General features: G+C 39.0%; 23 protein-coding genes and 1 pseudogene. 14 read left to right on the forward strand and 10 right to left on the reverse strand.

From position 1 onward, the window contains the following. Positions 1-65: 65 nt before the first annotated feature. Both DQL14_RS02150 and DQL14_RS08590 read right to left on the reverse strand, forming a co-directional pair. Positions 66-1,139 (reverse strand): tyrosine-type recombinase/integrase, encoded by a 1,074-nt coding sequence (locus DQL14_RS02150; RefSeq protein WP_108169682.1) that lies wholly within the window; start codon positions 1,137-1,139, stop codon positions 66-68. Between the two features lie 295 nt (positions 1,140-1,434). Next, positions 1,435-1,713, reverse strand: coding sequence for a GmrSD restriction endonuclease domain-containing protein (locus DQL14_RS08590; protein ID WP_231952879.1), 279 nt, complete (start codon positions 1,711-1,713; stop codon positions 1,435-1,437). A gap of 157 nt (positions 1,714-1,870) precedes the next feature. On the opposite strand from DQL14_RS08590, the gene DQL14_RS02160 reads away from it, so the two are divergent. Then, positions 1,871-2,404: a TIGR00645 family protein gene (locus DQL14_RS02160; RefSeq protein WP_000890459.1), complete on the forward strand. Its 534-nt coding sequence runs from the start codon at positions 1,871-1,873 to the stop codon at positions 2,402-2,404. Between the two features lie 5 nt (positions 2,405-2,409). On the opposite strand, the gene clsC is transcribed toward DQL14_RS02160, so the two are convergent. The 4 genes from clsC to DQL14_RS02180 are packed head-to-tail and all read right to left on the reverse strand — an operon-like array spanning position 2,410 to position 7,591. Beyond that, positions 2,410-3,918: a cardiolipin synthase ClsC gene (clsC, locus tag DQL14_RS02165; RefSeq protein WP_108169683.1), complete on the reverse strand. Its 1,509-nt coding sequence runs from the start codon at positions 3,916-3,918 to the stop codon at positions 2,410-2,412. A gap of 21 nt (positions 3,919-3,939) precedes the next feature. After that, on the reverse strand, positions 3,940-4,677 hold the full coding sequence (locus DQL14_RS02170; protein ID WP_001282440.1) for a fumarate reductase iron-sulfur subunit: 738 nt from the start codon (positions 4,675-4,677) through the stop codon (positions 3,940-3,942). Then, complete coding sequence (locus DQL14_RS02175; protein WP_108169684.1) at positions 4,670-6,814, reverse strand: fumarate reductase flavoprotein subunit; 2,145 nt, start codon at positions 6,812-6,814, stop codon at positions 4,670-4,672. Before DQL14_RS02175 ends, DQL14_RS02170 begins: the two co-directional genes overlap by 8 nt. A 9-nt stretch (positions 6,815-6,823) precedes the next feature. Then, positions 6,824-7,591 (reverse strand): fumarate reductase cytochrome b subunit, encoded by a 768-nt coding sequence (locus DQL14_RS02180; RefSeq protein WP_001183652.1) that lies wholly within the window; start codon positions 7,589-7,591, stop codon positions 6,824-6,826. 215 nt (positions 7,592-7,806) lie between these two features. On the opposite strand from DQL14_RS02180, the gene DQL14_RS02185 reads away from it, so the two are divergent. The 10 genes from DQL14_RS02185 (at position 7,807) to DQL14_RS02230 (ending at position 15,040) form a co-directional block, all read left to right on the forward strand. Continuing rightward, positions 7,807-8,511 (forward strand): triose-phosphate isomerase, encoded by a 705-nt coding sequence (locus DQL14_RS02185; RefSeq protein WP_108169685.1) that lies wholly within the window; start codon positions 7,807-7,809, stop codon positions 8,509-8,511. Positions 8,512-8,520: 9 nt separating this feature from the next. Further along, positions 8,521-9,348, forward strand: coding sequence for an enoyl-ACP reductase FabI (gene fabI, locus DQL14_RS02190; RefSeq protein ID WP_108169686.1), 828 nt, complete (start codon positions 8,521-8,523; stop codon positions 9,346-9,348). A gap of 9 nt (positions 9,349-9,357) precedes the next feature. After that, positions 9,358-10,368, forward strand: coding sequence for a UDP-3-O-(3-hydroxymyristoyl)glucosamine N-acyltransferase (gene lpxD / locus DQL14_RS02195; RefSeq protein ID WP_108169687.1), 1,011 nt, complete (start codon positions 9,358-9,360; stop codon positions 10,366-10,368). Between the two features lie 64 nt (positions 10,369-10,432). Further along, positions 10,433-11,590 carry a methionine adenosyltransferase gene (metK, locus tag DQL14_RS02200; protein ID WP_000655139.1) on the forward strand — a complete coding sequence of 386 codons (1,158 nt, stop codon included), beginning with the start codon at positions 10,433-10,435 and terminating at the stop codon, positions 11,588-11,590. Positions 11,591-11,656: 66 nt separating this feature from the next. Continuing rightward, complete coding sequence (gene ndk, locus DQL14_RS02205) at positions 11,657-12,070, forward strand: nucleoside-diphosphate kinase (protein ID WP_000813742.1); 414 nt, start codon at positions 11,657-11,659, stop codon at positions 12,068-12,070. 24 nt (positions 12,071-12,094) lie between these two features. Further along, positions 12,095-12,451, forward strand: a complete 357-nt coding sequence (locus tag DQL14_RS02210; protein ID WP_108169688.1) for a hypothetical protein — start codon at positions 12,095-12,097, stop codon at positions 12,449-12,451. 15 nt (positions 12,452-12,466) lie between these two features. Next, the gene (gene rpmF / locus DQL14_RS02215) at positions 12,467-12,613 is read left to right on the forward strand and encodes a 50S ribosomal protein L32 (RefSeq protein ID WP_000290428.1); all 147 of its coding nucleotides are present in this window, start codon (positions 12,467-12,469) and stop codon (positions 12,611-12,613) included. 67 nt (positions 12,614-12,680) lie between these two features. After that, positions 12,681-13,700 (forward strand): phosphate acyltransferase PlsX, encoded by a 1,020-nt coding sequence (gene plsX / locus DQL14_RS02220; protein WP_162296909.1) that lies wholly within the window; start codon positions 12,681-12,683, stop codon positions 13,698-13,700. 24 nt (positions 13,701-13,724) lie between these two features. Continuing rightward, positions 13,725-14,717, forward strand: a complete 993-nt coding sequence (gene fabH / locus DQL14_RS02225) for a ketoacyl-ACP synthase III (RefSeq protein WP_108169690.1) — start codon at positions 13,725-13,727, stop codon at positions 14,715-14,717. A 20-nt stretch (positions 14,718-14,737) separates the two neighbouring features. Then, positions 14,738-15,040, forward strand: coding sequence for a hypothetical protein (locus DQL14_RS02230; RefSeq protein ID WP_108169691.1), 303 nt, complete (start codon positions 14,738-14,740; stop codon positions 15,038-15,040). 290 nt (positions 15,041-15,330) lie between these two features. Here the strand turns inward: DQL14_RS02230 and DQL14_RS02235 are convergent, their stop codons facing one another. Together DQL14_RS02235 and DQL14_RS02240 are read right to left on the reverse strand one after the other, a co-directional pair. Further along, on the reverse strand, positions 15,331-15,714 hold the full coding sequence (locus DQL14_RS02235; RefSeq protein WP_000473916.1) for a hypothetical protein: 384 nt from the start codon (positions 15,712-15,714) through the stop codon (positions 15,331-15,333). Positions 15,715-15,729: 15 nt separating this feature from the next. Further along, positions 15,730-18,945, reverse strand: coding sequence for an AAA family ATPase (locus DQL14_RS02240; RefSeq protein ID WP_108169969.1), 3,216 nt, complete (start codon positions 18,943-18,945; stop codon positions 15,730-15,732). On the opposite strand from DQL14_RS02240, the pseudogene DQL14_RS02245 reads away from it, so the two are divergent. After that, positions 18,910-20,150 (forward strand): annotated as a pseudogene (locus tag DQL14_RS02245) (Mrp/NBP35 family ATP-binding protein). The gene DQL14_RS02240 and the pseudogene DQL14_RS02245 sit on opposite strands and share 36 nt — an antisense overlap. A 14-nt stretch (positions 20,151-20,164) precedes the next feature. Here the strand turns inward: DQL14_RS02245 and DQL14_RS02250 are convergent. Together DQL14_RS02250 and DQL14_RS08595 are read right to left on the reverse strand one after the other, a co-directional pair. After that, the gene (locus tag DQL14_RS02250) at positions 20,165-21,199 is read right to left on the reverse strand and encodes a glycosyltransferase family 8 protein (RefSeq protein ID WP_231952885.1); all 1,035 of its coding nucleotides are present in this window, start codon (positions 21,197-21,199) and stop codon (positions 20,165-20,167) included. Between the two features lie 26 nt (positions 21,200-21,225). Beyond that, positions 21,226-21,339, reverse strand: coding sequence for a glycosyltransferase family 8 protein (locus DQL14_RS08595; RefSeq protein ID WP_079368756.1), 114 nt, complete (start codon positions 21,337-21,339; stop codon positions 21,226-21,228). Positions 21,340-21,496: 157 nt separating this feature from the next. On the opposite strand from DQL14_RS08595, the gene hofA reads away from it, so the two are divergent. Together hofA and htpG are read left to right on the forward strand one after the other, a co-directional pair. After that, positions 21,497-22,849 carry an outer membrane beta-barrel protein HofA gene (gene hofA / locus DQL14_RS02255; RefSeq protein WP_108169970.1) on the forward strand — a complete coding sequence of 451 codons (1,353 nt, stop codon included), beginning with the start codon at positions 21,497-21,499 and terminating at the stop codon, positions 22,847-22,849. A gap of 116 nt (positions 22,850-22,965) precedes the next feature. After that, positions 22,966-24,831 carry a molecular chaperone HtpG gene (htpG, locus tag DQL14_RS02260; RefSeq protein WP_108169694.1) on the forward strand — a complete coding sequence of 622 codons (1,866 nt, stop codon included), beginning with the start codon at positions 22,966-22,968 and terminating at the stop codon, positions 24,829-24,831. Positions 24,832-24,939 lie beyond the last annotated feature (108 nt).

The following is a 24,939-nucleotide window of genomic DNA, read 5'->3' on the forward strand; positions in this document are numbered from 1 at the left end:
GTTAGCCCATTGAATGTAAGCACATTATAACTCAAAAATCAAAATAAATCAAATTTTTTAAAAACCTACTCGCTTTTTTCATTTCTTAATAACCCCCCTAACACAAGAGCCACTTTTTTATTGTGTTCTTGAGTGGTATGGATATAGATTTTAGTAGAAAGCAAAGAACTATGCCCTAACGCTCTTGAAGTTAAAACCAAATCCTGTGTTTCATCATAAATAAAAGTGGCAAAACTATGCCTAAAAAGATGCAAACCTAATCCATAAGATTTTACATCAATATTAGAGAGCTTAAAAATTTTAGCGATAAAGCCCTTTAAAGAGCAAGTTTTTTGTGTGGTGTTATTTTTTGCTTTCTTAAATACAAAACGCCCCTTAAAACTCTTTAATCGTTTAGTATCGCTTAGCCATGCATTCAAAGGAATTTGCAAAAACTCTTTTTCAATATAAGCGTATCTCTCTTTGTTGTTTTTTCCTTTGATTAAAAGGCGGTAGTGGTTATTTTCTAAAGCAATGTTTTTTAGCTCCAAATCTAAGGCTTCAAACTTCCTTAACCCCCCTAATGCAATAAGCAGTAAAATACACTGATTGCGTTTTTCAAAACTGGTTTTGGGATGGTATTTTAGAAGAGCTTGGACAAAAGCCTTAAAATCATTTTTATTCAAATGTTTAGGCAAATGCGTTTCTTTCTTGGCAAACGATAGATTTTTAAGTTCAAAATCAAAGCTATAGTTTCTTTTCTTGTCTAAATAATCAAAGAATTGTCTTAAATACATCACATATTTAGCCATAGAGCTTGGCTTCCTATTTTTGGCTAATTCAAATAAGAAGTCTATAACCTGTTCTTCTGCTAGATTGTGCAAGGATTTGAGCTTAATCCTATTATCAAAATATTCAAAGAACAAAAACAGGCCTTGCATCATAATCGTATGCCTAATACCCTGATTATAAAGCTTGCGATTGAGTTCTTTCAATGCGATAAGACTTTGGCACTCTAAAACTCTATCCTGCCATTTTAAGACCAATTGCAAATCATTCACGCTTTGAATGCGTATCATTGTTTTAAGCTTATGGTGTAAAAATGACTTAATATTATCAAACAATTCCCTACTAACCCTACTCATTTTGCAATCACTCATCTCTTTCTCCCTTAATTATTTTTAATCCATAAAAATCATCTTGTAGGGTTAAGAATGAGACTTTTTTCGCAACAATAACGAATTAAATAGCCTAAAAATTTAAGATTATTTTAAGCTTTTGAGCTCCCATGAATACGATAATTAAACAGAAAGCGGAAAAAATTTTCCGCATAATTATATTGTAATAAAGGGAAAGAAGTTTTTGTTTTTTAATAAGTAATATTAGATCATGTAGTTATTAGTGCTTTCAAAAAAAAAGAAAGGATAAAGGAAAAATAAAAAAAGAATGTGAGCTTTAATGGAAAATAAAGCATTCTTTAAGATTAGTTTTGTAGATTTTTGGTATAATAACACTACCAATTATCTTGTAGATTAGATTTGACTTAAAAATTACATTCTTAGCGACAACCATGGTGCCTATAAAATGCCCCTGACCCTTTTTGTTGCATTCTATCGCTTCTTCTAGATCTTCCCACAGATCCCTAAAATTCTTGTCCTTCCAAGCGTAATCCCTCTGATAGTTGGGGATGCTGTATCCTTCCTCTTGAAAGATCTCTTTTACAGTGGTTTTCATTCACTTCTCCTTATGTTGCATGCAGTAGTCAAATTTATACTATAAATATCATAAGAATGTCTTGAGGTTTCACTCCATCAAGGCGTTCTGTTAGCCACTCGGGGCGTTTTATTAGCTATAATCAAGGCTTCAAAAAGCCATAATTAAAAGAGTTGAGATGTTGGAAAAATTGATTGAAAGAGTGTTGTTTGCCACTCGTTGGTTGCTAGCCCCTTTATGCATTGCCATGTCGTTAGTGCTGGTGGTTTTAGGCTATGTGTTCATGAAAGAATTGTGGCACATGCTAAGCCATTTAAACACGATCAGCGAAACGGATTTGGTTTTATCAGCCTTAGGATTAGTGGATTTGTTGTTTATGGCCGGGCTTGTTTTAATGGTGTTGCTCGCCAGTTATGAAAGCTTTGTTTCTAAATTAGACAAGGTGGATGCTAGTGAAATCACTTGGCTAAAGCACACGGATTTTAACGCTTTAAAATTAAAGGTTTCGCTCTCCATTGTAGCCATTTCGGCGATTTTCTTGCTCAAACGCTACATGAGTTTAGAAGATGTTTTATCCAGCATTCCTAAGGACACACCCTTATCGCATAACCCCATTTTTTGGCAAGTGGTGATCCATTTGGTGTTTGTGTGTTCAGCGCTTTTAGCCGCCGTTACTAATAACATCGCTTTTTCGCAAAATAAAGGGCATTAAAAGTTTTAAAGCTCTCTTTCAGGAAGGACTTTAGACCATTCTTTAATCAAGCGTAAAAAGAAGGAAGTGTCAGGCGAAGTTTTTTCATGGATTAAAATCCCTTCTTCCACCGCTTCCCAAATGACCCTATGCCGATACACCACCAGATGCCATGATTGTTGGGCATGATCTTTAAGCGACAAACGCACCCTTTTAGCAAAAGACGGGTTGTCAAACAAAACCGCACTTTCAGTGTTGATGTATGCAGAGCGCGGATCAATATTAAAACTCCCTAGAAGCGTTAGGGCATCGTCAAAAACAATTGTCTTGCCGTGTAAGGAATGTTTGGTGCTAAAGCGCCCTTTAATCTGGCGGTTGAAAAAATCGTTTCGTATTTCATAAACATTCGCGCCCATTCGCACCAATTGGTTGCGATACCTTTCCCACGCCCCATAGACCACTATCGCATCGGTAGATGAAAGGGAATTGGTAAGAATATTCAATTCAATCCCCTTAGAAATTTGATTTTTAAAGATTTTCATCATCTTTTTGCCTGGAATAAAATATGATGAAGCGATAAAAACGGAGTCTTTAGCGTTTTTAAGGGCTTTCTCAAAAGCGATTTTGATAGGTGAATACAAGGGCGTGTCAATTTTTTTGGGTGAATCGGCTAAAAAAATGGCATTCCCATAATAAATGGGGTATTGGTATTTTTGGAAGCGTTCTATAAAATCATTGACTTTTTTTTCAAACTGGTTTTTGTCTTCAGCGCTGATAGGGATTTTTTCATGGAGCTTGGCGATTTCTTTAGCGTTGTTTTTGAGTCTTTTATGGGTTCTTAGTAATGAAACAGGGATAGAGCGGTGGAATCTCCAATAGTGTTCAAAGCTTTCTTTGGCTTTTGAAGCAACCCCCCCAAAAAACAAAGCGTCTAAATCTAAAAAATTCGTGTCTAAATCGTTATCAAAATAATTGTCCCCAATATTGCGCCCTCCTATAATGACAGCGAAATTATCCACGATGAAAAGCTTGTTGTGCATGCGTTTTTTAATGCGCTCATAATCCGCAAGCATTTCAAAATAGCGTAAGCCTTTATTGCGGATATAGTAGGGGTTAAAGATTTTCACTTCAATGTTTTTATGGAAATTTAAAAGCATAATATCTGAAAAATCTGAATCCAACCCGTTATCGTCTAAAAGAATGCGCACTTTCACCCCACGATTGGCCGCATTTAAAAGTTCTTTAGCGATCACTTGAGAGGAAAGATCGTTCTTATAGATATAAGTTTGCATGTCAATGCTTTTTTGGCTCATTCTAATAAGACCCACTCTGTGCAATAAAGCATCAAAGCCGTCTTCTAAAAGAATGGCCGCACTATGGTTAGGGTTTTCTTTCAAATTTTTAGCATACAAGCTCCCAATGGTGGTAGTGTAGGGATCATAAGAGATAGGTGGGCTTGAGATGGGAGTCTTATAGACTAACCCAAAGCACCCATTAAAAAAAAAGACGCTTAAAAGGACTAAAAAGATTTTCAAAAACGACCCACTAAAAAGAAATTAGCGGCTTTTACCCACTTTCAACATCCTATTACGCAAAGTAGCGATACTGCTTTGCAAGGGTAATTCTTTAGGGCAAGTATCATGGCAAGCAATCAAGCTCATGCACCCAAAAACGCCATCATCATCGCCCACTAACTCATAAAAATCGTCATCGCTTCTTTCATCGTGGCTGTCAATCATGAAACGCATGGCTCTGTTCATGCCAGCAGCTCCAATGAAATTAGGGCGCATGAGTTTAGTCCCGCAAGAAGCGATACAGCACCCGCATTCAATACACCTGTCTAGTTCAAAGACTTCTTGAGCTTCATCAGGCTCAACCCTTTTTTCCGGTCTAGTAATATCCACTTCTTCTTTAGAATGCGCCCAACTCTCCACCCTTTTAGTCATGTCCAAAAACCAATCGCCCGTATTCACGCTCAAATCTTTAATGAGCGTAAAACTGGGCATGGGCATCAGCGTAATCACCCCGCTTTCAAAGCTAGAAGTTAGGGTTTTACAAGCCAGTCTTGGTCTCCCATTAACCATCATCGCGCAAGAGCCGCAAATCCCAGCGCGGCACACAAAATCAAAGCTTAAATCCGGATCTTGATGCTCTCTAATGAGATTTAAAGCGATAAAGAGCGTCATGGATGGCGTTTCTTTCAGTTGATACTCTTTAAAATGCGGCTTACTCACCGCGCTTTGAGGGTCAAATTTTAGCACTCTGACTACAATCGTTCGTTCATTATCACTCATGGTGTTCTCCTTTTAGGTTAGCGTTGTGTTGGTCTAATAAATCATGGACATTGAAAGAATACAAATGTTCCCCCCTAGCCCTGACTTCCTCATCTTCTAAACGCATGTTCCTAGCCTTGTATTTTTCTTGCAATTCAAAAGGCATGAGCGCGTGTTGGACTTCTACCCTGTCTTTCCCGAGCTTTTCTAATTCTAAAATCGTTTTCAAAATCTCAGCGTCGCGTTCTTCTTTTTTAGGGTGGGGAATGAAATTGCCCTTTTTGCCATAGCCCCTAAAATCAGGGCTGATTTCCATTTTCATCACATCTAATTCTTCGTATTCAATCGTGGGCATGTCTTGCTCAACGCTAGGCCAGCTCGCTAGAGTCCGATTAAGCCATTTTTCATCGTCTCTTTTGGGGTAATCAATCCTTGTGTGAGCCCCTCTGCTTTCGGTGCGCAGTAACGCTCCTTGAGTGATACAAAGCGCGAGTTTGAGCATTTTTTTGGTGCGGTAAGCGTCTTCTAATTCAGGGTTATTGTGCAAAACCTTGTTTTTCACGCAAATGTTTTTGGAGCGCGCATAAAGCTCTTGCAATTCTTTAAGGGCCTCTTCTAATTTTTTGCCTTCTCTAAAAACGCCCACTTTTTCATCCATGACTTCTTTCATGCGTTCTCTAATCTCATACACGTCTTCTTTGCCTTCATTATGCAATAAAAAATGCATATAATCCTGGCTTTCTTTAATGAAGGCTTCAACTTTTTGCGTGTTGATTTCAATTTGCGCTTCCAAACAATGCGACGCGAAATAATCCCCTATGATCATGCCAGCGACCACCGCTTCACTCACAGAATTTCCCCCTAAGCGGTTAAACCCATGCAAATCCCAGCATGCCGCTTCGCCCGCGCAAAACAAGCCTTTTAAATGGGTTTCGCCTTTAGGGTTTGTCCTAACCCCCCCCATAGAATAGTGTTGCATGGGCTTTATGGGGATCCAACCTTTTTGCTTAGCCATCGCTTGCCCGTATTCAGGCTCATTTGCGGGCATTCCTTGCATGTTGTCTTTGGTTTGCTCTTCGCTATCGGCCGGATCAATGCCTGCAAAAGTCATGGCTATATCGCGCACATCTCTTAAATTTTTTTCCACATGGTTACGCCCTAAAATAGCAATATCCAGCCACACATGATCCCCATAGGGCGATTTGGCGCCATAGCCTTTTTGGATATGCTCTAAAATCCGCCTTGAGACCACATCCCTACTCGCAAGCTCTTTTTTCTCCGGCTCATAAGCGGGCATGAAGCGTCTGCCAAACTTGTCTCTTAAAACCCCGCCATCGCCCCTACAACCTTCGGTCATTAAAATCCCGCTTGGCACTAAAGCGGTAGGGTGGAATTGCACCGCTTCCATGTTGCCTAATTTAGCCACGCCGGTTTCTAAAGCGCTCGCCGCCCCGGCTCCATCGCAAATCACGGCGTTAGTGGTGTGTTTATACACGCGCCCGTAACCTCCAGTAGCTAAAAGCGTGCCTTTAGAAACATACGCTGAAATTTCGCCTGTGATCAAATCCCTTACCACCGCCCCGTAACATTTATTATTATGATGAATGAAAGCGAGCATGTCCTTTCTGTCTTGAATATCCACTTTGTGGTGTAAGGCTTCATTAGCGACCGCATAAAGCATGGTATGCCCTGTAGCATCAGCCGTAAAGCATGTGCGCCATTTTTTAGTGCCGCCAAAATCACGGCTTAAGATATAACCATGCCTGTCGTCTCTTTCAGTGATAGTTACATGCTCACCATTGACGACCGCAGGCCTATCGCCCTTTTTAATCCTAGTCCAAGGCACCCCCCAACTGGCCAATTCCCTAATGGCTTTAGGGGCAGTGGTTACAAACATCCTGGCTACTTGCTGATCGCACCCCCAATCGCTCCCCTTAACCGTGTCTAAAAAGTGCAAATCTTCATTATCGCCCTCGCTTTTTTTAGCGTTCGCAAGGCTCGCTTGCATGCCCCCTTGAGCGGCCGCAGAGTGCGAACGCCTGACAGGCACTAGGCTTAAAACGATGGTGTTTAAACCCTTTTGTTTGCATGCGATACTAGCCCTTAACCCGGCCAATCCGCCTCCAATAATTAGCGCATCACAATATGTTATTTTCATTTTCTACCCTTATTCTTTGTGGAATTTCCCATCAGCTTCTATGGCTTCTTGCATGGTTTTAATGCCATTGTCCTTATTTTCTAAACCTTTTTTAATGTAAGCCCCATAGGTGCAAAGCCCTAAAACAATAAAAAACACGCTCATCGCCCATTTGACTTTTCTCAAACCTTGAATGCTCACATTTTTAAACCACCCCCATTTGATCGCTAAGCGATACAACCCAATAGAGCCATGCAATTCTACGGCAAACAATAAGAAAATATACAAAAGCCAAAAGTTTTGCGTGACAAAACGATAGCTTGATCCATGAGGCCCGATACTTTCAGGTTCTGTGAGCATGACAAATAAGTGGATACTCGCTAAGAAAAACATCGCAAACCCGGTGAGGGCTTGAATAAACCACAAACTCGTATCGCCATGCTTCATCAAATGCTTATGGGTTTTAAAAACCTTGTATTGCCTGTAATTGATGGGGAATTTCCTTAACGCCAAAAAAGCATGCGCGACTACAATAAGAATAACCCCTGCTGCAACCACGCTCACAATAGCCGGCTCGCCTGCTTTTAAAAACAAGCTCCCTTCAAAAAATTTCGCCACTTTATACATGGCTTCATCGCTAATCAAGATACTTGAGACCAAAAACATGTGCGCTATCATAAAGAGTGCTAAAATCAAGCCCGTAGCGCTCTGTAAAAAATCCAGCTTGGCATAAATACCGCTCTTTTTAAGCCCTTTGCTAGCGCCATAATAACCCTCTATAATCTCTTCTTGCTGCATAAAAACTGCTCCTAAAAACTCTAAAATTAACCTAAAATCGCTTGACGCAAAAACACTGCCTTAATTTTACTACATTTGAAATAATTTTTCTTATAAACAAAACCTAAATTGAGAAAAAATTCAATTCAAGGGGGCTATTGTTTAAAATTTACATTTTTTAAACGCTATTAGATATAATAAGGGATAGTTACCACCTATAAAATAAGGATCGTTCAATGATAAAAATTGCCATGGCTAATTTTAAATCCGCTATGCCTATTTTTAAAAGCCATGCGTATTTAAAAGAATTAGAAAAGACTTTAAAACCGCAGCATTTTGACAGGGTGTTTGTATTCCCTGATTTTTTGGGGTTATTGCCTAATTCGTTTTTGCATTTCACTTTAGGGGTGCAAAACGCTTACCCTAGAGATTGTGGGGCTTTTACCGGTGAAATCACTTCAAAGCATTTAGAAGAACTCAAAATCCACACGCTTTTAATAGGGCATAGCGAGAGGCGAGCGCTTTTAAAGGAAAGCCCTAGCTTTTTGAAAGAAAAGTTTGATTTTTTTAAAGGTAAAAATTTTAAAATTATCTATTGCATTGGTGAAGAATTGATAACCAGAGAAAAGGGTTTTAAGGCTGTAAAGGAATTTTTAAGCGAGCAATTAGAAAATATTGATCTTAATTATCCTAATTTAGTGGTGGCGTATGAGCCTATTTGGGCGATTGGCACAAAAAAGAGCGCTTCTTTAGAAGACATTTACCTCACGCATGGTTTTTTAAAGCAAATTTTAAATCAAAAGACGCCCTTGTTGTATGGGGGGAGCGTGAACACACAAAACGCTAAAGAAATTTTAGGGATTGATAGCGTGGATGGCTTGTTGATCGGGAGCGCGTCTTTGGAATTAGAAAATTTTAAAACAATCATTTCATTTTTATAAAGGAAAATCATGGGATTTTTAAAAGGTAAAAAAGGGCTTATTGTAGGGGTGGCAAACAATAAATCCATCGCTTATGGGATCGCTCAATCTTGTTTCAATCAAGGGGCTACTTTAGCTTTCACTTATTTGAATGAGAGCTTAGAAAAGCGCGTGAGGCCTATCGCGCAGGAATTGAACAGCCCCTATGTGTATGAATTGGATGTGAGCAAAGAAGAGCATTTCAAGGTGCTATACAATAGCGTTAAAAAGGATTTAGGCTCATTGGATTTTATCGTTCATAGCGTGGCCTTTGCCCCTAAAGAGGCTTTAGAGGGAAGCTTGTTGGAAACTTCTAAAAGCGCGTTTAACACCGCTATGGAAATTTCTGTTTATTCTTTAATAGAGCTGACAAACACCCTAAAACCTTTATTGAATAACGGAGCGTCTGTTTTGACTTTAAGCTATTTGGGCAGCACCAAATACATGGCGCATTACAATGTGATGGGGTTAGCTAAAGCGGCCCTAGAGAGCGCGGTGCGTTATTTAGCGGTGGATTTAGGCAAACACCATATAAGGGTGAATGCCCTATCGGCTGGGCCTATAAGGACGCTCGCTTCTAGCGGGATCGCTGATTTTAGGATGATTTTAAAATGGAATGAAATCAACGCCCCTTTAAGAAAAAATGTGAGTTTAGAGGAAGTGGGCAATGCTGGGATGTATTTGCTCTCTAGCTTGTCTAGTGGGGTGAGTGGGGAAGTGCATTTTGTGGATTCTGGCTATCATGTTATGGGCATGGGGGCTGTGGAAGAAAAAGATAATAAAGCTACGCTATTGTGGGATTTGCATAAAGAACAATAAGGGGTATTGATGAAATTAAGCGAATTGTTAAGCGCCTATTCTATTGAAACGGAATTTTCAAACGATTTTGAAGTGCATGCTTTAGCGGAATTAAATAAGGCTACGCCTAATGATATTAGCTATATTGACCAAGCGCGTTACCTTAAACTTTTAAAAGATTCAAAAGCCGGGGCGGTGTTTATCCGTAAAAAAGAATCTTCTAAAGTGCCAAAACACATGCAAGCTTTAATCGTGGATAACCCGCATCTAGCCTTTGCTAAAGTTTCTCATGCCTTTAAGATCCCTTTTTTTAAAAACCCAGAAAGCGTGAATGAGCCTAAACATTTTGAAAAAGTAACGATCATGCCTAATGTTGTGATTGGAGAGGGCGTAGAAATTGGCGAAAACTCTTTGATTTATCCGGGCGTGGTGATCGCTGATGGGGTCAAAATCGGTAAAAATTGCGTTTTGTATCCTCGTGTCATTTTGTATCAAAACACGATTTTAGAAGACAATGTTACTATCCATGCAGGCAGTGTGATCGGAGGCGATGGCTTTGGTTATGCGCACACCGCTTTAGGAGAGCATGTCAAAATTGAGCATGTGGGGATTGTTAGGATTCAAAAAAATGTAGAAATTGGAGCTAACACGGCGATTGATCGGGCGGTGTTTGGTGAGACTTTGATTAAAGAGGGCGTTAAGATTGATAACCTGGTTCAAATCGGGCATAATTGCGTTTTGGGCGAACACAGCATCGTCGTCTCTCAAGTGGGTTTGAGCGGCTCTACAACCACTGGTCGTAATGTGGTTTTTGGCGGGCAAGTGGGCATTGGGGGGCATTTGCATGTGGGCGACTTCACTCAAATTGGGGGTAAAAGCGCGGTGGGTAAAGACTTGCCCCCTAACACTAATTTTGCTGGAGCGATCCCTGCTATGGAAATCCATGAATGGCACCATTTCCTGGCTCATTTACGAACGAATTTTAGAAAACAGCAAAAAACGAGTTTGTTGCAAAAAGCTAAAGGGTTTTTTAAGTCTTAAAGAATGAAATAAGCTATAATAAGCCCATTTTGAATACGAATGATTATTTTAATAAGGACAATCAATGAAAGATAGTTTTCTTTTCACTTCTGAATCAGTAACCGAGGGGCATCCTGACAAAATGGCCGATCAAATCAGCGATGCGGTTTTAGATTATATTATTGAGCGGGATCAAAAAGCCAAAGTCGCATGCGAGACTTTAGTTTCTAACGGGTTTTGCATGATCACTGGCGAGTTAAAAACTTCTGTTTATGCCCCTATGCAAGAGATTGCAAGAGAAGTGGTTAAAAAGATTGGTTATACGGACGCTCTTTATGGCTTTGATTATAGAAGCGCGGCGGTTTTAAATGGCATTGGCGAGCAAAGCCCTGATATTAATCAGGGCGTGGATAGAGAAGATGGCGAGATTGGAGCAGGGGATCAAGGGCTTATGTTTGGTTATGCGTGCAAGGAGACTGAAACGCTCATGCCCTTACCCATTCATTTAGCGCACCAGCTCACTTTCGCTCTGGCTCAAAAAAGAAAAGACAACACTCTGCCTTTTTTAAGGCCTGATGGCAAGTCTCAAGTGAGCGTGCGTTATGAAAACAACAAGCCTGTAAGCATTGATACGATTGTCATTTCCACCCAGCATTCCCCAGAAGTTTCGCAAAAACATTTAAAAGAAGCCGTGATTGAAGAGATCGTGTATAAGGTTTTACCCAAAGAATATTTGCATGACAATATCAAGTTTTTTGTCAATCCTACAGGAAAATTCGTTATTGGTGGGCCGCAAGGCGATGCGGGCTTAACGGGCAGAAAAATCATCGTGGATACTTATGGGGGGAGTTGCCCGCATGGTGGGGGAGCGTTTAGCGGGAAAGACCCCAGTAAAGTGGATAGGAGCGCAGCTTATGCGGCCCGCTATGTGGCTAAAAATTTGGTAGCGAGTGGGGTTTGCGATAAAGCGACCGTGCAGCTTGCTTATGCGATTGGGGTGATAGAGCCGGTGTCTGTTTATGTGAACACGCATAACACGAGCAAGTATTCAAGCGCAGAGTTAGAAAAATGCGTGAAATCGGTTTTCAAACTCACGCCAAAAGGCATTATTGAAAGCTTGGATTTGTTAAGACCCATTTATTCGCTCACTTCGGCTTATGGGCATTTTGGGCGCGAATTGGAGGAATTCACTTGGGAAAAAACCAACAAAGCTGAGGAGATTAAAGCGTTCTTTAAGCGTTGAAAAAATATTTTAAGGGTAATATTTTAAAAAATTTTTGTATAATCAACAATTCACAAGGAGTTTAAATTGAAACAAAGAACGCTGTCTATTATTAAGCCTGATGCACTTAAGAAAAAAGTGGTAGGCAAAATCATTGATCGCTTTGAGAGTAACGGCTTGGAAGTGGTTGCTATGAAACGCTTGCATTTGAGCGTTAAAGACGCTGAAAACTTTTATGCGATCCACAGAGAGAGACCCTTTTTTAAAGATCTAATAGAATTTATGGTCAGTGGTCCGGTAGTGGTTATGGTTTTAGAGGGCGAAGATGCGGTGGCTAAAAACAGAGATCTTATGGGAGCGACTGATCCCAAACTCGCCCAAAAAGGCACTATCAGAGCGGATTTTGCTGAAAGCATTGACGCTAATGCAGTGCATGGGAGCGATAGCTTGGAAAATGCGCACAATGAAATCGCTTTCTTTTTTGCCGCTAGGGATCTTTAAGATTTAAGGGCGTTTTAAGTAAGCATGCAATTTGAAATGCGTAAAATCGCTTTTAATGTGCCTAAAGCGTTTTCTTTAGAGCATGAGGGAGTGGTTTTAGAGGGCGAAGTTGTGCGGGTGGGGGCGAAATTGTTTCGTTTGGAAGCGTGCCTTAAGGGTGAATTGATGCTTATTTGCGATACAAGCGGTAAAGAGTTTAAAAAAAGCCTTGATGAGTCGTTGGTTTTGCATATTTCAGACGGGTTGTGGGATACGCAAAGCCAAAGTTTGGATTTTGATAATTTAGATGTTATTGAATCTTTCAATGGTTTTATTGATTTGAGCGAGATTTTACGCTCTGAAGTGGAGTCTATTAGATTAGACTACCATTATGCAGATTGAAATTAAGGAGAATTTATGGCAGTACCTGATAGAAGAGTGAGTAAGACAAGAGCGGCAAAAAGGCGCACACATTATAGCGTTAAGTTGGCTAAGCCCATAAAAGCTAAAGATGGCACTTGGAAGCTTCCCCACCATATTAATAAATTTACTAAAGAATACTAGTATAAAAGCTATCTTTAATGATAGAAAGTATTTTAAAGGATTGCAACAAGCCTTTTAAGGATGCATGATGAAAATTGTAATAGACCTAATGGGGGCTGACCATGGGGTTTTACCCGTTATTGAGGGAGTCTCAAGGGCTTTAGAAAATAAGAGTTTTAGTGCGGTTTTAGTGGGGGATAAAGACAAAGCGACCCCTTTTATTTCTAAAGAGTTAGCCAGCAAAGTGGAAATGATCCACACGCAAGATTACATTAAAATGGAAGAAGCCGCCACTGAGGCGATCAAGCGTAAAGAATCTTCTATTTACTTGGGTATAGATATTTTGAAAAATGGGGCTGACGCTTTGATTTCAGCGGGGCATAGTGGGGCGACTATGGGTTTAGCCACCTTGCGTTTAGGGCGTATCAAGGGGGTTGAAAGGCCTGCTATTTGCACTTTAATGCCTAGCGTTGGCAAACGCCCTAGCGTGCTGTTAGATGCGGGAGCGAACACGGATTGCAAGCCTGAATATTTGATTGATTTTGCTCTCATGGGGTATGAATACGCTAAAAGCGTGTTGCATTATGATAGCCCTAAGGTGGGTCTTTTGAGTAATGGCGAAGAAGATATTAAAGGGAACATGCTCGTTAAAGAAACGCATAAAATGCTGAAAGCTTATGACTTCTTTTATGGCAATGTGGAGGGGAGCGATATTTTCAAAGGGGTTGTGGATGTAGTGGTTTGCGATGGCTTTATGGGGAATGTGGTCTTAAAGACAACAGAAGGGGTCGCTAGCGCGATAGGCTCTATTTTTAAAGATGAAATTAAAAGCTCTTTTAAATCTAAAATGGGGGCTTTGATGCTTAAGAACGCGTTTGGCATTTTAAAACAAAAAACCGATTACGCTGAATATGGAGGAGCGCCGCTTTTGGGCGTGAATAAAAGCGTGATCATTAGCCATGGCAAGAGCAACGCTAGAGCGATTGAATGCGCGATTTATCAGGCTATTAGCGCTGTTGAAAGTCAGGTCTGTTTGAGGATTACCCAAGCGTTTGAGAGCTTAAAGCCTAGCGTTTCTGCGCATCAAAGTGATCAGCAAGACGCTTAAAGATGACTATGTTAAGGGGATTGAATGGAATTTTACGCCTCTCTTAAATCCATTGCGATGCATGTTCCAAGCGAGCGTGTGAAAAATGCAGAGTTCCAGCAATTTTTGGATACCAGCGATGAGTGGATAGAAAAAAGGACCGGTATCAAAGAACGCCGTTTCGCTAACGATGAAGAAAAAAGCAGCGATTTAGGGGTAATAGCGGCTAAACAAGCCATAGAGAGAGCGCATTTAACCCCAAAAGACATTGATTTGGTGGTTGTGGCGACTTTAAGCCCTGATTTTTTAGCCATGCCTTCAACCGCTTGCGTGTTGAGCGCGAAATTAGGCATTGAAAACAAGCCGGCGTTTGATATTTCAGCCGCTTGCACTGGTTTTATCTATTTATTATCGGTGGCTAAGGCTTATGTTGAGAGCGGGATGTGCGAAAATGTGCTGATTGTGGGGGCGGAAAAAACGAGCAGCGTGTTAGATTTTAAGGATAGGGGGACTTGTATTTTATTTGGCGATGGGGCTGGGGCGTGCGTGATAGGCAGAACCAAGCGTTTAAAAGAAAGCATTTTAGATGTGCAGATTTCAGCGAATGGGAATTTTTCTAATTATCTTTATACGCCAAGGACTTTAAAACCCACGCCTTTTAACGCTAAAGAAGAAGCTTCAGAGCCTTTCTTGTGCATGAAAGGCAATGAAGTGTTTAAGCTAGCGGTGAAAACGCTTTTAAAAGATGTGGAAATGATCTTAGAAAAAAACGCTCTCAAACCTGAAGATGTGCGTTTGTTTATCCCGCATCAAGCTAATTTTAGGATCATCCAAGCGGTGCGAGAGCATTTGGATTTTAAAGATGAGCAAGTGGTTTTAACCGTGCATAAATACGGCAACACTTCAGCAGCCAGTATCCCTATGGCTATGGGTGAAGCTTATGAAGAGGGGCGTTTGAAAAAGGGCGATTTAATGCTTTTAGACGCTTTTGGTGGGGGATTGACTTGGGGTTCAGCGTTGGTGTATTTTGGCGGATAAAAAGGATTGAAGGAGTATTGATGAAAAAGATGGTTTTTTTATTTTTAGTGGTGTTGGGGGGCTTAAAGTCGCAAAGCACTTATTGCAGCGATCATTGCGAAGGCACGCCAGATAGCCGTATCCCTCCTATGGGGTTTCATTTCAGTTTTGTGCATTCAGTGAAATATTACTTGCAAGATCCGCAAGAGCGCGATCACAAGCTTAAAAAATGCCACAAAGCCTTTGATTCGACGCTTAAAATCAATTACATCACGAAATCTTTTAAAAAGGATTGCAAGCATGCTCAAATGGCTTTAGAGCAGTCCCAACAAAAGACTCCATGAGAGGTTTTGGTCGCTTTGTGGCAAAACTCTTTTTTTAAATTTTATCCCACTAGTGCGAAAAACTCTGTCCTTTAGGGCACAAGATGTAAGCGCATAGCCGTTAGGCTAAAAGAGGTTAAAATACCACTAGTCTTTTTAGGGTAGGAAATATCCATGCAGACTTTAAAGAACAAAGCCTTTCGTGTTAGCATTCAATGGAATGCTTTAGTTAGGAAGCTCCTTTCTTTAGAAAGAGATGCTCTCACGAAGTGATCTAGCTAGAAAGCCTCTTGTTTGAGGAAGGGGCGGTTTTATTGAGAAAACTTGTGGTAATACTCGCCCTTGTCCGTGATGATTTTAACTTCTAACAATTGGTTAGGCTTGCAATTCAGGCGGTAAAATATCTGTTGCGAGTATTTTAACTCATGATCAAAGAGTTTTTCTTTTTTAAACTTATCGCCCAATTTGGGTTCCACTTTTTTAGTCGCTTCGCATGAATTTCCCCTATTGACAATAAGATTTTTAATCACCACCGGCTCATCGTTCATGGAAGTGATGCTTAAAAGACTAGAATCCGTCATCTTCCCCATGAGTTTCCCCCCAGTCGCGCGATAATCCAGCTTGAAATCCAAATCCTTTGCCCCCACACAAACACCGCTTATCATTAGCAAGCTCAAACACATCTTTTTAAACATCAAAATCCTTTCACTTTATAACATTTGTGGGGTATTATAATCAAATTTGATATATTCTTTTTTAATCGTTGGGTTATTGCACTCTTTTTTTATCCACTCAAACAATTTTAGAAAATTCTTTTTTGTTTCTTCGCTCACTACATCGTCTTTCCTGCTATACAAAAGCCTTGTTTTGAACGCCATGGCCAATTCCTTGCGCTTGTTTTTGGCGTATTTTTCTCTATCGTTTGCGCTGAAACAATCTTCAATTTGTTTGAAATGCCTATCGCAGTCTGAGAGTTGTAAGATGGTGATGGGATTACAAAAATCTTCATTAGCTTTTTTAAATCGTTCGCTCGTTGCGTTTTGGTCAAAATCGCATTTTCTGTCATCATCTGTCAAAACAATAGGGTGATTGTCTAACTCGCAGAGCTTTTGAATGGTTTCTTCCATCTCGTTTGGATTGTTTTTAAGCCCTGAAATGGGTAAGAAAGTGAAAGGAATGGGGTTTTCTTTGAATTCTCGCTCATTGAAATACAATTTAAAAGCGCTCAAATAGCAATAATCGGTGATGCCTTCTATAAAGATGATTCGGTGTTTTTGGGGGTTGTGAAAAACATGCTGACCCACCCCTAAAGAACGCTTGATTTGATACAGGGCGTCAGAGTCTTTGCTCGCATTATTTAGGGGGTAGTTAAAACTATTCTTAATCACAGAGCCTTCTGTTTCTTTTTCTACAATCCTTATTTCATCTAAATGATCCGTATCCACCAAAAAGGGGTCATGGGTGGCTACAACAAAAGTAACATGATTTTTATGAGCGTATTCTTTTAAAAATCTCCTGAATTCCTTTCTGGCTGGCACGCTCAAATGAGTGGCTGGCTCGTCCATGACATAGATAATATTCTTGTTAAGGCTAAAATGTGATCCCCAATTATAGAGAAAACCAAACATGAAATTAAACGCCCATTGGAAGCCAGTGCTTTGCTGGCTTAAGATGATTGGCTCATTGTGATCGTGGGATTTTCTGCAGTCATGAATTTCAAGTTTTATTTCATATGCCGTAGATTTCTTTGAATAATCATAAAATTTGTTGTTGTGTCGGACATGAATTTTTAATTGGTAACTATCTTTGGGGCTATCTTCAGCGATCGCTAAAAGCTTATTAAATTCTTTTGTAATTAAAGAATCTATTTTTAATTGCATGTTGTATTCTAAAATTTCTGCAAGATTTTCTAATATTTCTGTAAAATTTACCTTAAATAAAAGATGGCTTGTGCCTTTTTTAAAAAATTCAAATTGACATACATTATTATTGTATTTGCGTTTTACTTCAATTGGAAAAAGATGTTTTGATTGTCTGATCTCTTTTAGTAATTCTTGGTCTATTTCTTGCAAGTATTTTTCAGGGATATTGAACGATTTTTCAGAATCATAGATTACTAAATCATTATTTTTATCAAACATTATTATTTGTAACGCTTGACCATCTTTTAAAATGCTCCCAAAAAAATTCCAAATTGCATTAGGGTGAAAGCCCATTTTCCTAAACAATGAATTTCTAAAGAACCAATCTGATTGGTCAAATTCAGAAGGGGAAGAATAATCAATGCAAGTAAATAATACAGCCTTAAAGTCGTTATCTGTGATTTTTGGCTCTTTGTATTCTTTCATGGTTGGCACGAGTTTGTAAGACTTATAAGATAAACCACCGCTTAAAGGGAATTGAACTTTATTTCTTAAGTTTTGAAACGCTGTATAAGGGTTACACTCTCGGCAATGCTCTGCGAACTCAGAATAGTTTTTGCTTTGTTTGACTTTTTCCTTGTTTGCTTCAAATTTATCCTTGATTTCACCAATATTTTTAGGGAATAAAGGAGTGCCACTCTCATTGTCTAAAATTTTTATACTCTCCCACAGAGATTTTCTTGCTGATTCATAAAAAATACTGTATTTGTGTCGCACAATTTCTGAATTTGATAGTAAATCTATCTGTTTCAAATAAAACTGACATATCATGTATTTCATATCTTTAGACGCATCATTAACAACATGACTTACTATATATTTTTTGCATATTTGTTGGATATTATCCAGCAAGACATCATAATCAAACTCTAGCGTTTTTTGATTTTTGCAGTCATTTTCAATTTCTCGGATCAGCGACTCTTTTTTTCGCTCAAAATCCTCTCTTGTTTTTTCAAGGTATTTTAAAGAATTTTTAATTTTCTTTTTAAGGTTGCCTATATTTAACCGGAATGTTCTAAATTGCTGTTTAAATTTTTCATTGATAGGGTATTTTTCATCTATTTCTTTAATAGTATCCTTAATCAACTCTGATGGTATTTCTTGAGATTGTTTATTTTGTAAAACTTCAATTTTTGGTGTGAATTTTGTATTAGAGTCTTTAAAAATTTCATCTAAAGCTTCTATCCTTTTTGAGATATATTCCTCATCTTTTGGTTTGATTTCTTTTTCACTAAGTTTTTTAAAACAAGAATAAATTTTTTCTAATTGGTTTTGTTTGTGTTTCCCCATGATAAAAAATTCATCTGTGTTGTATTTTTTATCAGGCGTATTGCGCTTTATGATTTCTTTGATGCACTGACAAAAATTTTTAATCCCTTCGCTATTACCGCTTACATATTTGATTAATTCTTTGAAAAACAGATTGTTGGTTGCGTTGGCATATTCAGTTACAAACTCGCTCAATTCTAATTTTTCTTTATAAAAATCTAAAAATGATTCTAATGAATTGTAAGAAGTTATAAGATTTATAAAATTACTCACAAGAGTGCAAATCTTTGAATAGTCGTTATTGTTAGTGGGAATAGAAACGAAGTTACTGCATTGTTCCCCTAAAGCTTCTACATGTTTTTCAAAAGGATAGCTGATTAATATTTTTGATAATTCTTTTAATTCTTCGCTAACTCCTTTAGTTTGGATCTTCAAATCCACGCAAGAAAAACCTATGGTTTTATGATCAAGGATTGTTTCTTCTTCCAAGTTCAAAACGGCGTCTTCAGACTCATGGGCTTTGAAATAATCTTTCTCACTACAAAGTTTGACATCCGCATCATTAAAGATTTTCAAAGCTTCTAAAACATTGCTCTTGCCGACATTATTTTCCCCCACTAAAACCACCAATCCTCCATGTTTTTCAAAACTTGAATTTAAAAGCAACTCCATAGGCGAGTTTCTACCCAAATTCCTAAAATGGTGCAATTTCAAAACACGCTTATAAAATTTCATGCCATATCCTTTTTGAAAACTCAAATTTAATTTATAATGCAAAATTAAACAAAACATGCTATAAAGAAAATTCAAATACTATCATTTTAAGGATTAAAATGCTCACCCAAGAAGATGTCTTAAACGCGTTAAAAACGATCATTTACCCTAATTTTGAAAAGGATATTGTCAGCTTTGGTTTTGTTAAAAGCATCGCTTTGCATGACAATCAATTAGGGCTTTTAATAGAAATCCCCTCAAGCTCTGAAGAAACGAGCGCGATTTTAAGGGAAAATATCTCTGAAGCGGTGCAGAAAATAGGCGTGAAAGCTTTGAATTTGGATATTAAAACCCCGCCAAAGCCGCAAGCTCCAAAGCCCACTACTAAAAATTTGGCTAAAAACATCAAGCATGTAGTGATGATAAGCTCAGGTAAGGGCGGTGTGGGTAAAAGCACCACCAGCGTGAATTTAAGCATCGCTTTAGCGAATTTAAACCAAAAAGTGGGGTTACTAGACGCTGATGTGTATGGCCCTAATATCCCTAGAATGATGGGCTTACAAAACGCTGATGTGATCATGGATCCTAGCGGTAAAAAACTCATTCCTTTAAAAGCTTTTGGCGTTTCTGTGATGAGCATGGGGCTTTTGTATGATGAGGGGCAGAGTCTCATTTGGAGAGGGCCAATGCTTATGCGAGCGATTGAGCAGATGCTAAGCGATATTATTTGGGGGGATTTAGATGTGCTAGTGGTGGATATGCCCCCAGGGACAGGCGATGCGCAACTCACGCTAGCCCAAGCTGTGCCTTTGAGCGCAGGAATTACTGTTACGACGCCCCAAATAGTGAGTTTAGATGACGCTAAACGGAGTTTGGACATGTTTAAGAAATTACACATTCCTATTGCAGGCATTGTAGAAAATATGGGGAGTTTTGTGTGCGAGCATTGCAAGAAAGAGAGCGAGATTTTTGGCTCAAATTCCATGAGTGAGTTGCTAGAAGCTTACCACACGCAGATTTTAGCCAAGCTCCCTTTAGAGCCTAAAGTGCGTTTAGGGGGGGATAAGGGCGAACCGATTGTAATCTCTCACCCTAATAGCGTGAGCGCTAAGATTTTTGAAAAAATGGCGCAAGATTTGAGCGCCTTTTTAGAGAGAGTAAAAAAGGAAAAACTAGCCGATAACAAGGACATCCAGCCCACACAAACCCATGCCTGCTCGCATTAATTTTGAAAGGGTTTTTAAACCCTTTTAATCAATCGCTTCACTTTTTGTTTGGCTTTAAAAAGCAAAAATTCTATAAGGAGTTTAGAAGAAAGCCTAGGCAGAAGAGATTCAAAAGAATGTTGCTTGTCTGAAAAAGACAGGATTTTATTAAGAGCGTGGATTTCTTTGTCCCTTGCTTGAACCGCATCCTTGTTTTGAAGGGATTCAAAGAGGTGATCTAAAAAAGGAGCGTTGAAATAGGCGTCTTTAAACGGCGTTTGAATCAACGCTTCATGCCATTTTTTCGCGCCAATGACGCTTAAGAGCTTCCAGGGTTTATCGCCCCAAAAATGCAGCATGCGCGCTTCTTTGATGCTAGGGAATGATGGCGTATCAAGGAAACTAGGGTGGGCATTGTAGGAATAAGGCAATTCTAAAATCCTCCCACGGCACACAAAACACAAAGCGTCTTGATCATTAAATAAAAGTTTTTCATTTTTCAAAAGGAAAAATCCAATCAATTGGTTTTCCAGATTTTCTTTACGCCATGATTTTAAATTTAAGGCTAAAAACCCGGCGTTAAAGTAGTTGTCAAAAAGGATTTGAGCTTCTTCTAAATCAGGGAAAGCATCAGCGACGCCGATAGATTTTGCGCGCATTTGGCGCAATTCGTATAAATCCTTAGCCGAATTCTTATCCATAGCGATCAAATCTTTTTCCCTCACAGCCCCAAAATAATGCGTTTCAAGGGGGATAAAAAAGCTCTCGCTAATATCATTCACAAACAAAGTGTCCACATCAAACATGATAATTTTTTCGTATTGGGGGAAAAGGGAGGCAAAAAAGAAACGGCACATGATCATTTTAGAAAAGCGTTTTTGCGAAAAAGCATTGAGCTTTAAATACAATTTTTTAATTTCACCAGCTATTAAAGGATCAAGTTTGCGGTAATTATGGCGTGGTTCTAATTCTTTATCGGTAATATCCAAAAACTCTATACTGGAAAAAGCGCTAAAAGGAGCGATCGTTTCTTCTAATTTGGCTATATTTTCAGCGCTTAAATTCTCCACCAAACAATGGATTTGATAAAAGAGCTTTACTCTCTCTCTCTCTCTCGTTTGGCGTTTGCTAGCATGGAAAATAAGCTCACGCCAGCAGGGATGCAATAATGGTTATCAAAAGCCACCACAATAGGGATAATCTCTTGCATGCATAGTCCTTAAATCTTTAAATTGAACCGCTAAAAAAAGGGGTTTTTTATGATTTTATCGTTTTTTTTTTTTTCAAAACTATAATGAGCGAGCGGCTTTGAGAGTTTGTTTTATGGCATAATATCAGACTTCAATAAAAAGGTGTTTGATAAAAGGGTGCTTAATCAAAAAGTTTGGCTAGGGTTTTTAGCTTTGCATGGGGTTTTCCTCAACGCTTTTGAGTATCAAATCAGCGCGAGAGTGGGATCATTTTCGCGCATCGCTTTGAATCAATCAATCATCAATTCCAAAAAAGGGATTTACCCTACAGGGAGTTATGTAACCACTACCGGGGCCTTACAAGTTGATTTGAGTTTGCTCCCTAAAGGGATTGAAAACCACAAACTGGGTTTTGGGGTGGGGGGCGAAATAGGAGCGTTAGCGTATGATTCCACGAAGTTTTTGATGGATGAAGCCAACCCTAAGGCAGGGTTTCAGCCGGCGAACTGGTATTACATGGGGCGATGGGAGGGCTATTTGATGCAACACAGCCAAAATTGGACCAGAGAGCAAAAGGCTCAAAACGCCAGGCCTTATGTGTTATATAACCTGTATTTAGATTATCAATATAAGGATATTTTTGGGATTAAACTAGGGCGTTACCCCTCTAAGGCTTTGTTTTTGAGCGGGTTTAATCAAGGGTTTGAGCTTTTTTACCGGTGGAAAAAATTTAGGATAGAGTGGTTTAGCACCTTTGGAAGGGCTTTAGCTAATGAGCAATCCATTAGAGATTTTTACGCTCATGTCAATTACAAGCAAAAAACCAACTACGGCATGCACAATTTAAACCTCATTTACGAAAATAAATACATTAGGGTTGCGCCTTTTATTTGGTTTTACCCTAAGAATTTTAACGCTCCTGGATTTGAAATCACCCATGACACAAAGTCTTACTGGGAATCTCTTTGGCGCATCCAAACGACTTTTTACGCATGGTTTTCTCTTTATAGCGATTATTTGTCTAAAGATTATTACAGAGCTTCGTTAATAGGGAAAAAAAGCGCGAGTTTGTTTGTGTTTCAAAGAGTGAATTTCCGATCTTATCGTTTTGGCTGGAGCGTGTATAAGAATTTTGGGAACGGGAGCGCTCAATTAGGCTGGAACGGCTCACCAGTGGATCCTTTTTATGACACTAAAGACGACACCCCTTATGAAGACGCTTATTCCAATTTTTACAACGCTAATTCCATAACCATTAACGCTTTCATAGGAAAGAGCGTTAAGAATCTTTTGGTGCAATTGTATGGGAAATTGACCTATTCCCCAAGGGCTGATGCGCAAAGCTTAGGGGTTACTTTTAAATATGACCTTAAAAAACATATCTATTTCATGCTAATGGTTAATGGCTATCAAATCACGATGCATAAGGGTTATAAGGTAGGGTTTTTTACAAGCGGTTACAACCCTGATTTCGCTCAAACCATTCAAAACAGAAGCTATTTGATGAGCTCTATGAGTTATCGTTTTTAAGGAATTAAACATTCTTTCATGTTCTTTTTTTAAAATAAAGCTTCACGCCATAGCATACCCCTTTTAAGCGCGCTTTTATTGTATAATCTTAAAAATTTTATTAAAGGAAAAGTTCAATGTCTAATCAAGAATACACCTTTCAAACTGAAATCAACCAGCTTTTGGATTTGATGATCCACTCTTTGTATTCTAATAAAGAGATTTTTTTAAGGGAGTTGATTTCTAACGCGAGCGACGCTTTGGATAAGCTGAATTATTTGATGCTAACCGATGAGAAATTAAAAGGGCTCAATACCACGCCCAGCATTCATTTGAGTTTTGATAGCCAGAAAAAAACCTTAACGATTAAAGATAATGGTATAGGCATGGATAAAAACGATCTCATCGAGCATCTAGGCACGATCGCTAAATCAGGAACGAAGAGCTTTTTAAGCGCTTTGAGTGGGGATAAGAAAAAAGATAGCGCCTTGATTGGCCAGTTTGGCGTGGGCTTTTATTCAGCGTTTATGGTAGCGAGTAAAATTGTCGTTCAAACCAAAAAGGTAAATAGCAATCAAGCTTATGCATGGGTGAGCGATGGTAAGGGCAAGTTTGAAATCAGCGAGTGCGTCAAAGAGGAGCAAGGCACAGAAATTACCCTCTTTTTAAAAGATGAAGATTCTCATTTTGCGAGCCGTTGGGAGATTGATGGCGTTGTTAAAAAGTATTCTGAGCATATCCCTTTCCCTATTTTTTTAACTTACACCGATACAAAATTTGAGGGCGAAGGGGATAATCAAAAAGAAATTAAAGAAGAAAAGTGCGAGCAGATCAATCAAGCGAGCGCTCTATGGAAAATGAATAAGAGCGAGTTAAAAGACAAGGATTACAAAGACTTTTACCAATCGTTTGCGCATGATAACAGCGAGCCTTTGAGTTATATCCATAATAAAGTGGAAGGCTCTTTAGAATACACAACGCTTTTTTACATCCCTAGCAAAGTGCCCTTTGATTTGTTTAGGGTGGATTATAAAAGCGGGGTCAAACTTTATGTTAAAAGGGTGTTTATCACTGATGATGACAAAGAATTGTTGCCCTCTTATTTGAGGTTTGTTAAAGGCGTGATTGACAGCGAAGATTTACCCTTGAACGTGAGCCGTGAAATCTTACAGCAAAACAAGATTTTAGCCAATATCCGTTCGGCTTCAGTGAAAAAGATTTTAAGCGAGATTGAGCGCTTGAGCAAGGATAGCAAGAATTACCATAAATTCTATGAGCCTTTTGGGAAAGTGTTAAAAGAAGGCTTGTATGGGGATTTTGAAAACAAAGAAAAACTTTTAGAATTGTTAAGACTCTATTCTAAAGACAAAGAAAAATTGATTTCTTTAAAAGAATACAAAGAAAATTTAAAAGAAAATCAAAAAAGCATTTACTACCTTTTGGGCGAAAATTTAGACTTATTAAAAGCGTCCCCCATTTTGGAAAAATACGCTCAAAAAGGCTATGATGTTTTGTTATTGAGCGATGAAATTGATGCGTTTGTGATGCCAGGCGTGAATGAATACGATAAAACGCCCTTTAAAGACGCTAGCCATAGCGAGAGTTTGAAAGAGCTTGGTTTGGAAGAAATCCATGATGAGGTAAAAGATCAGTTTAAGGATTTAATGAAAGCGTTTGAAGAAAATCTTAAAGATGAGATTAAAGGCGTAGAGCTTTCTAGCCATCTCACTTCAGCGGTGGCTTTAATAGGCGATGAACAAAATGCGATGATGGCTAATTGGATGCGTCAAATGGGTCAAAGCGTGCCTGAAAGCAAGAAAACGCTAGAATTAAACCCTAACCATGCGATTTTGCAAAAACTCTTAAAATGCGAAGATAAAGAGCAGTTGAGCGCTTTTATCTGGTTGCTTTATGATGGGGCGAAGCTTTTAGAAAAAGGGGCTTTGAAAGACGCTAAAAGTTTTAACGAACGCCTAAATAGCGTGCTATTGAAAGCGTTGTAGGGGGTAAAACCCTTTTTAAGGGTTTGAACAAACTTGCTTTAAACCTTTCAAGCATTAATCTAAAAACGGCAATGAATGGGTGCGATATAAAAACCTTATTATGATTAA

It is taken from the genome of Helicobacter pylori NCTC 11637 = CCUG 17874 = ATCC 43504 = JCM 12093, from assembly GCF_900478295.1.
Lineage (GTDB): Bacteria > Campylobacterota > Campylobacteria > Campylobacterales > Helicobacteraceae > Helicobacter > Helicobacter pylori.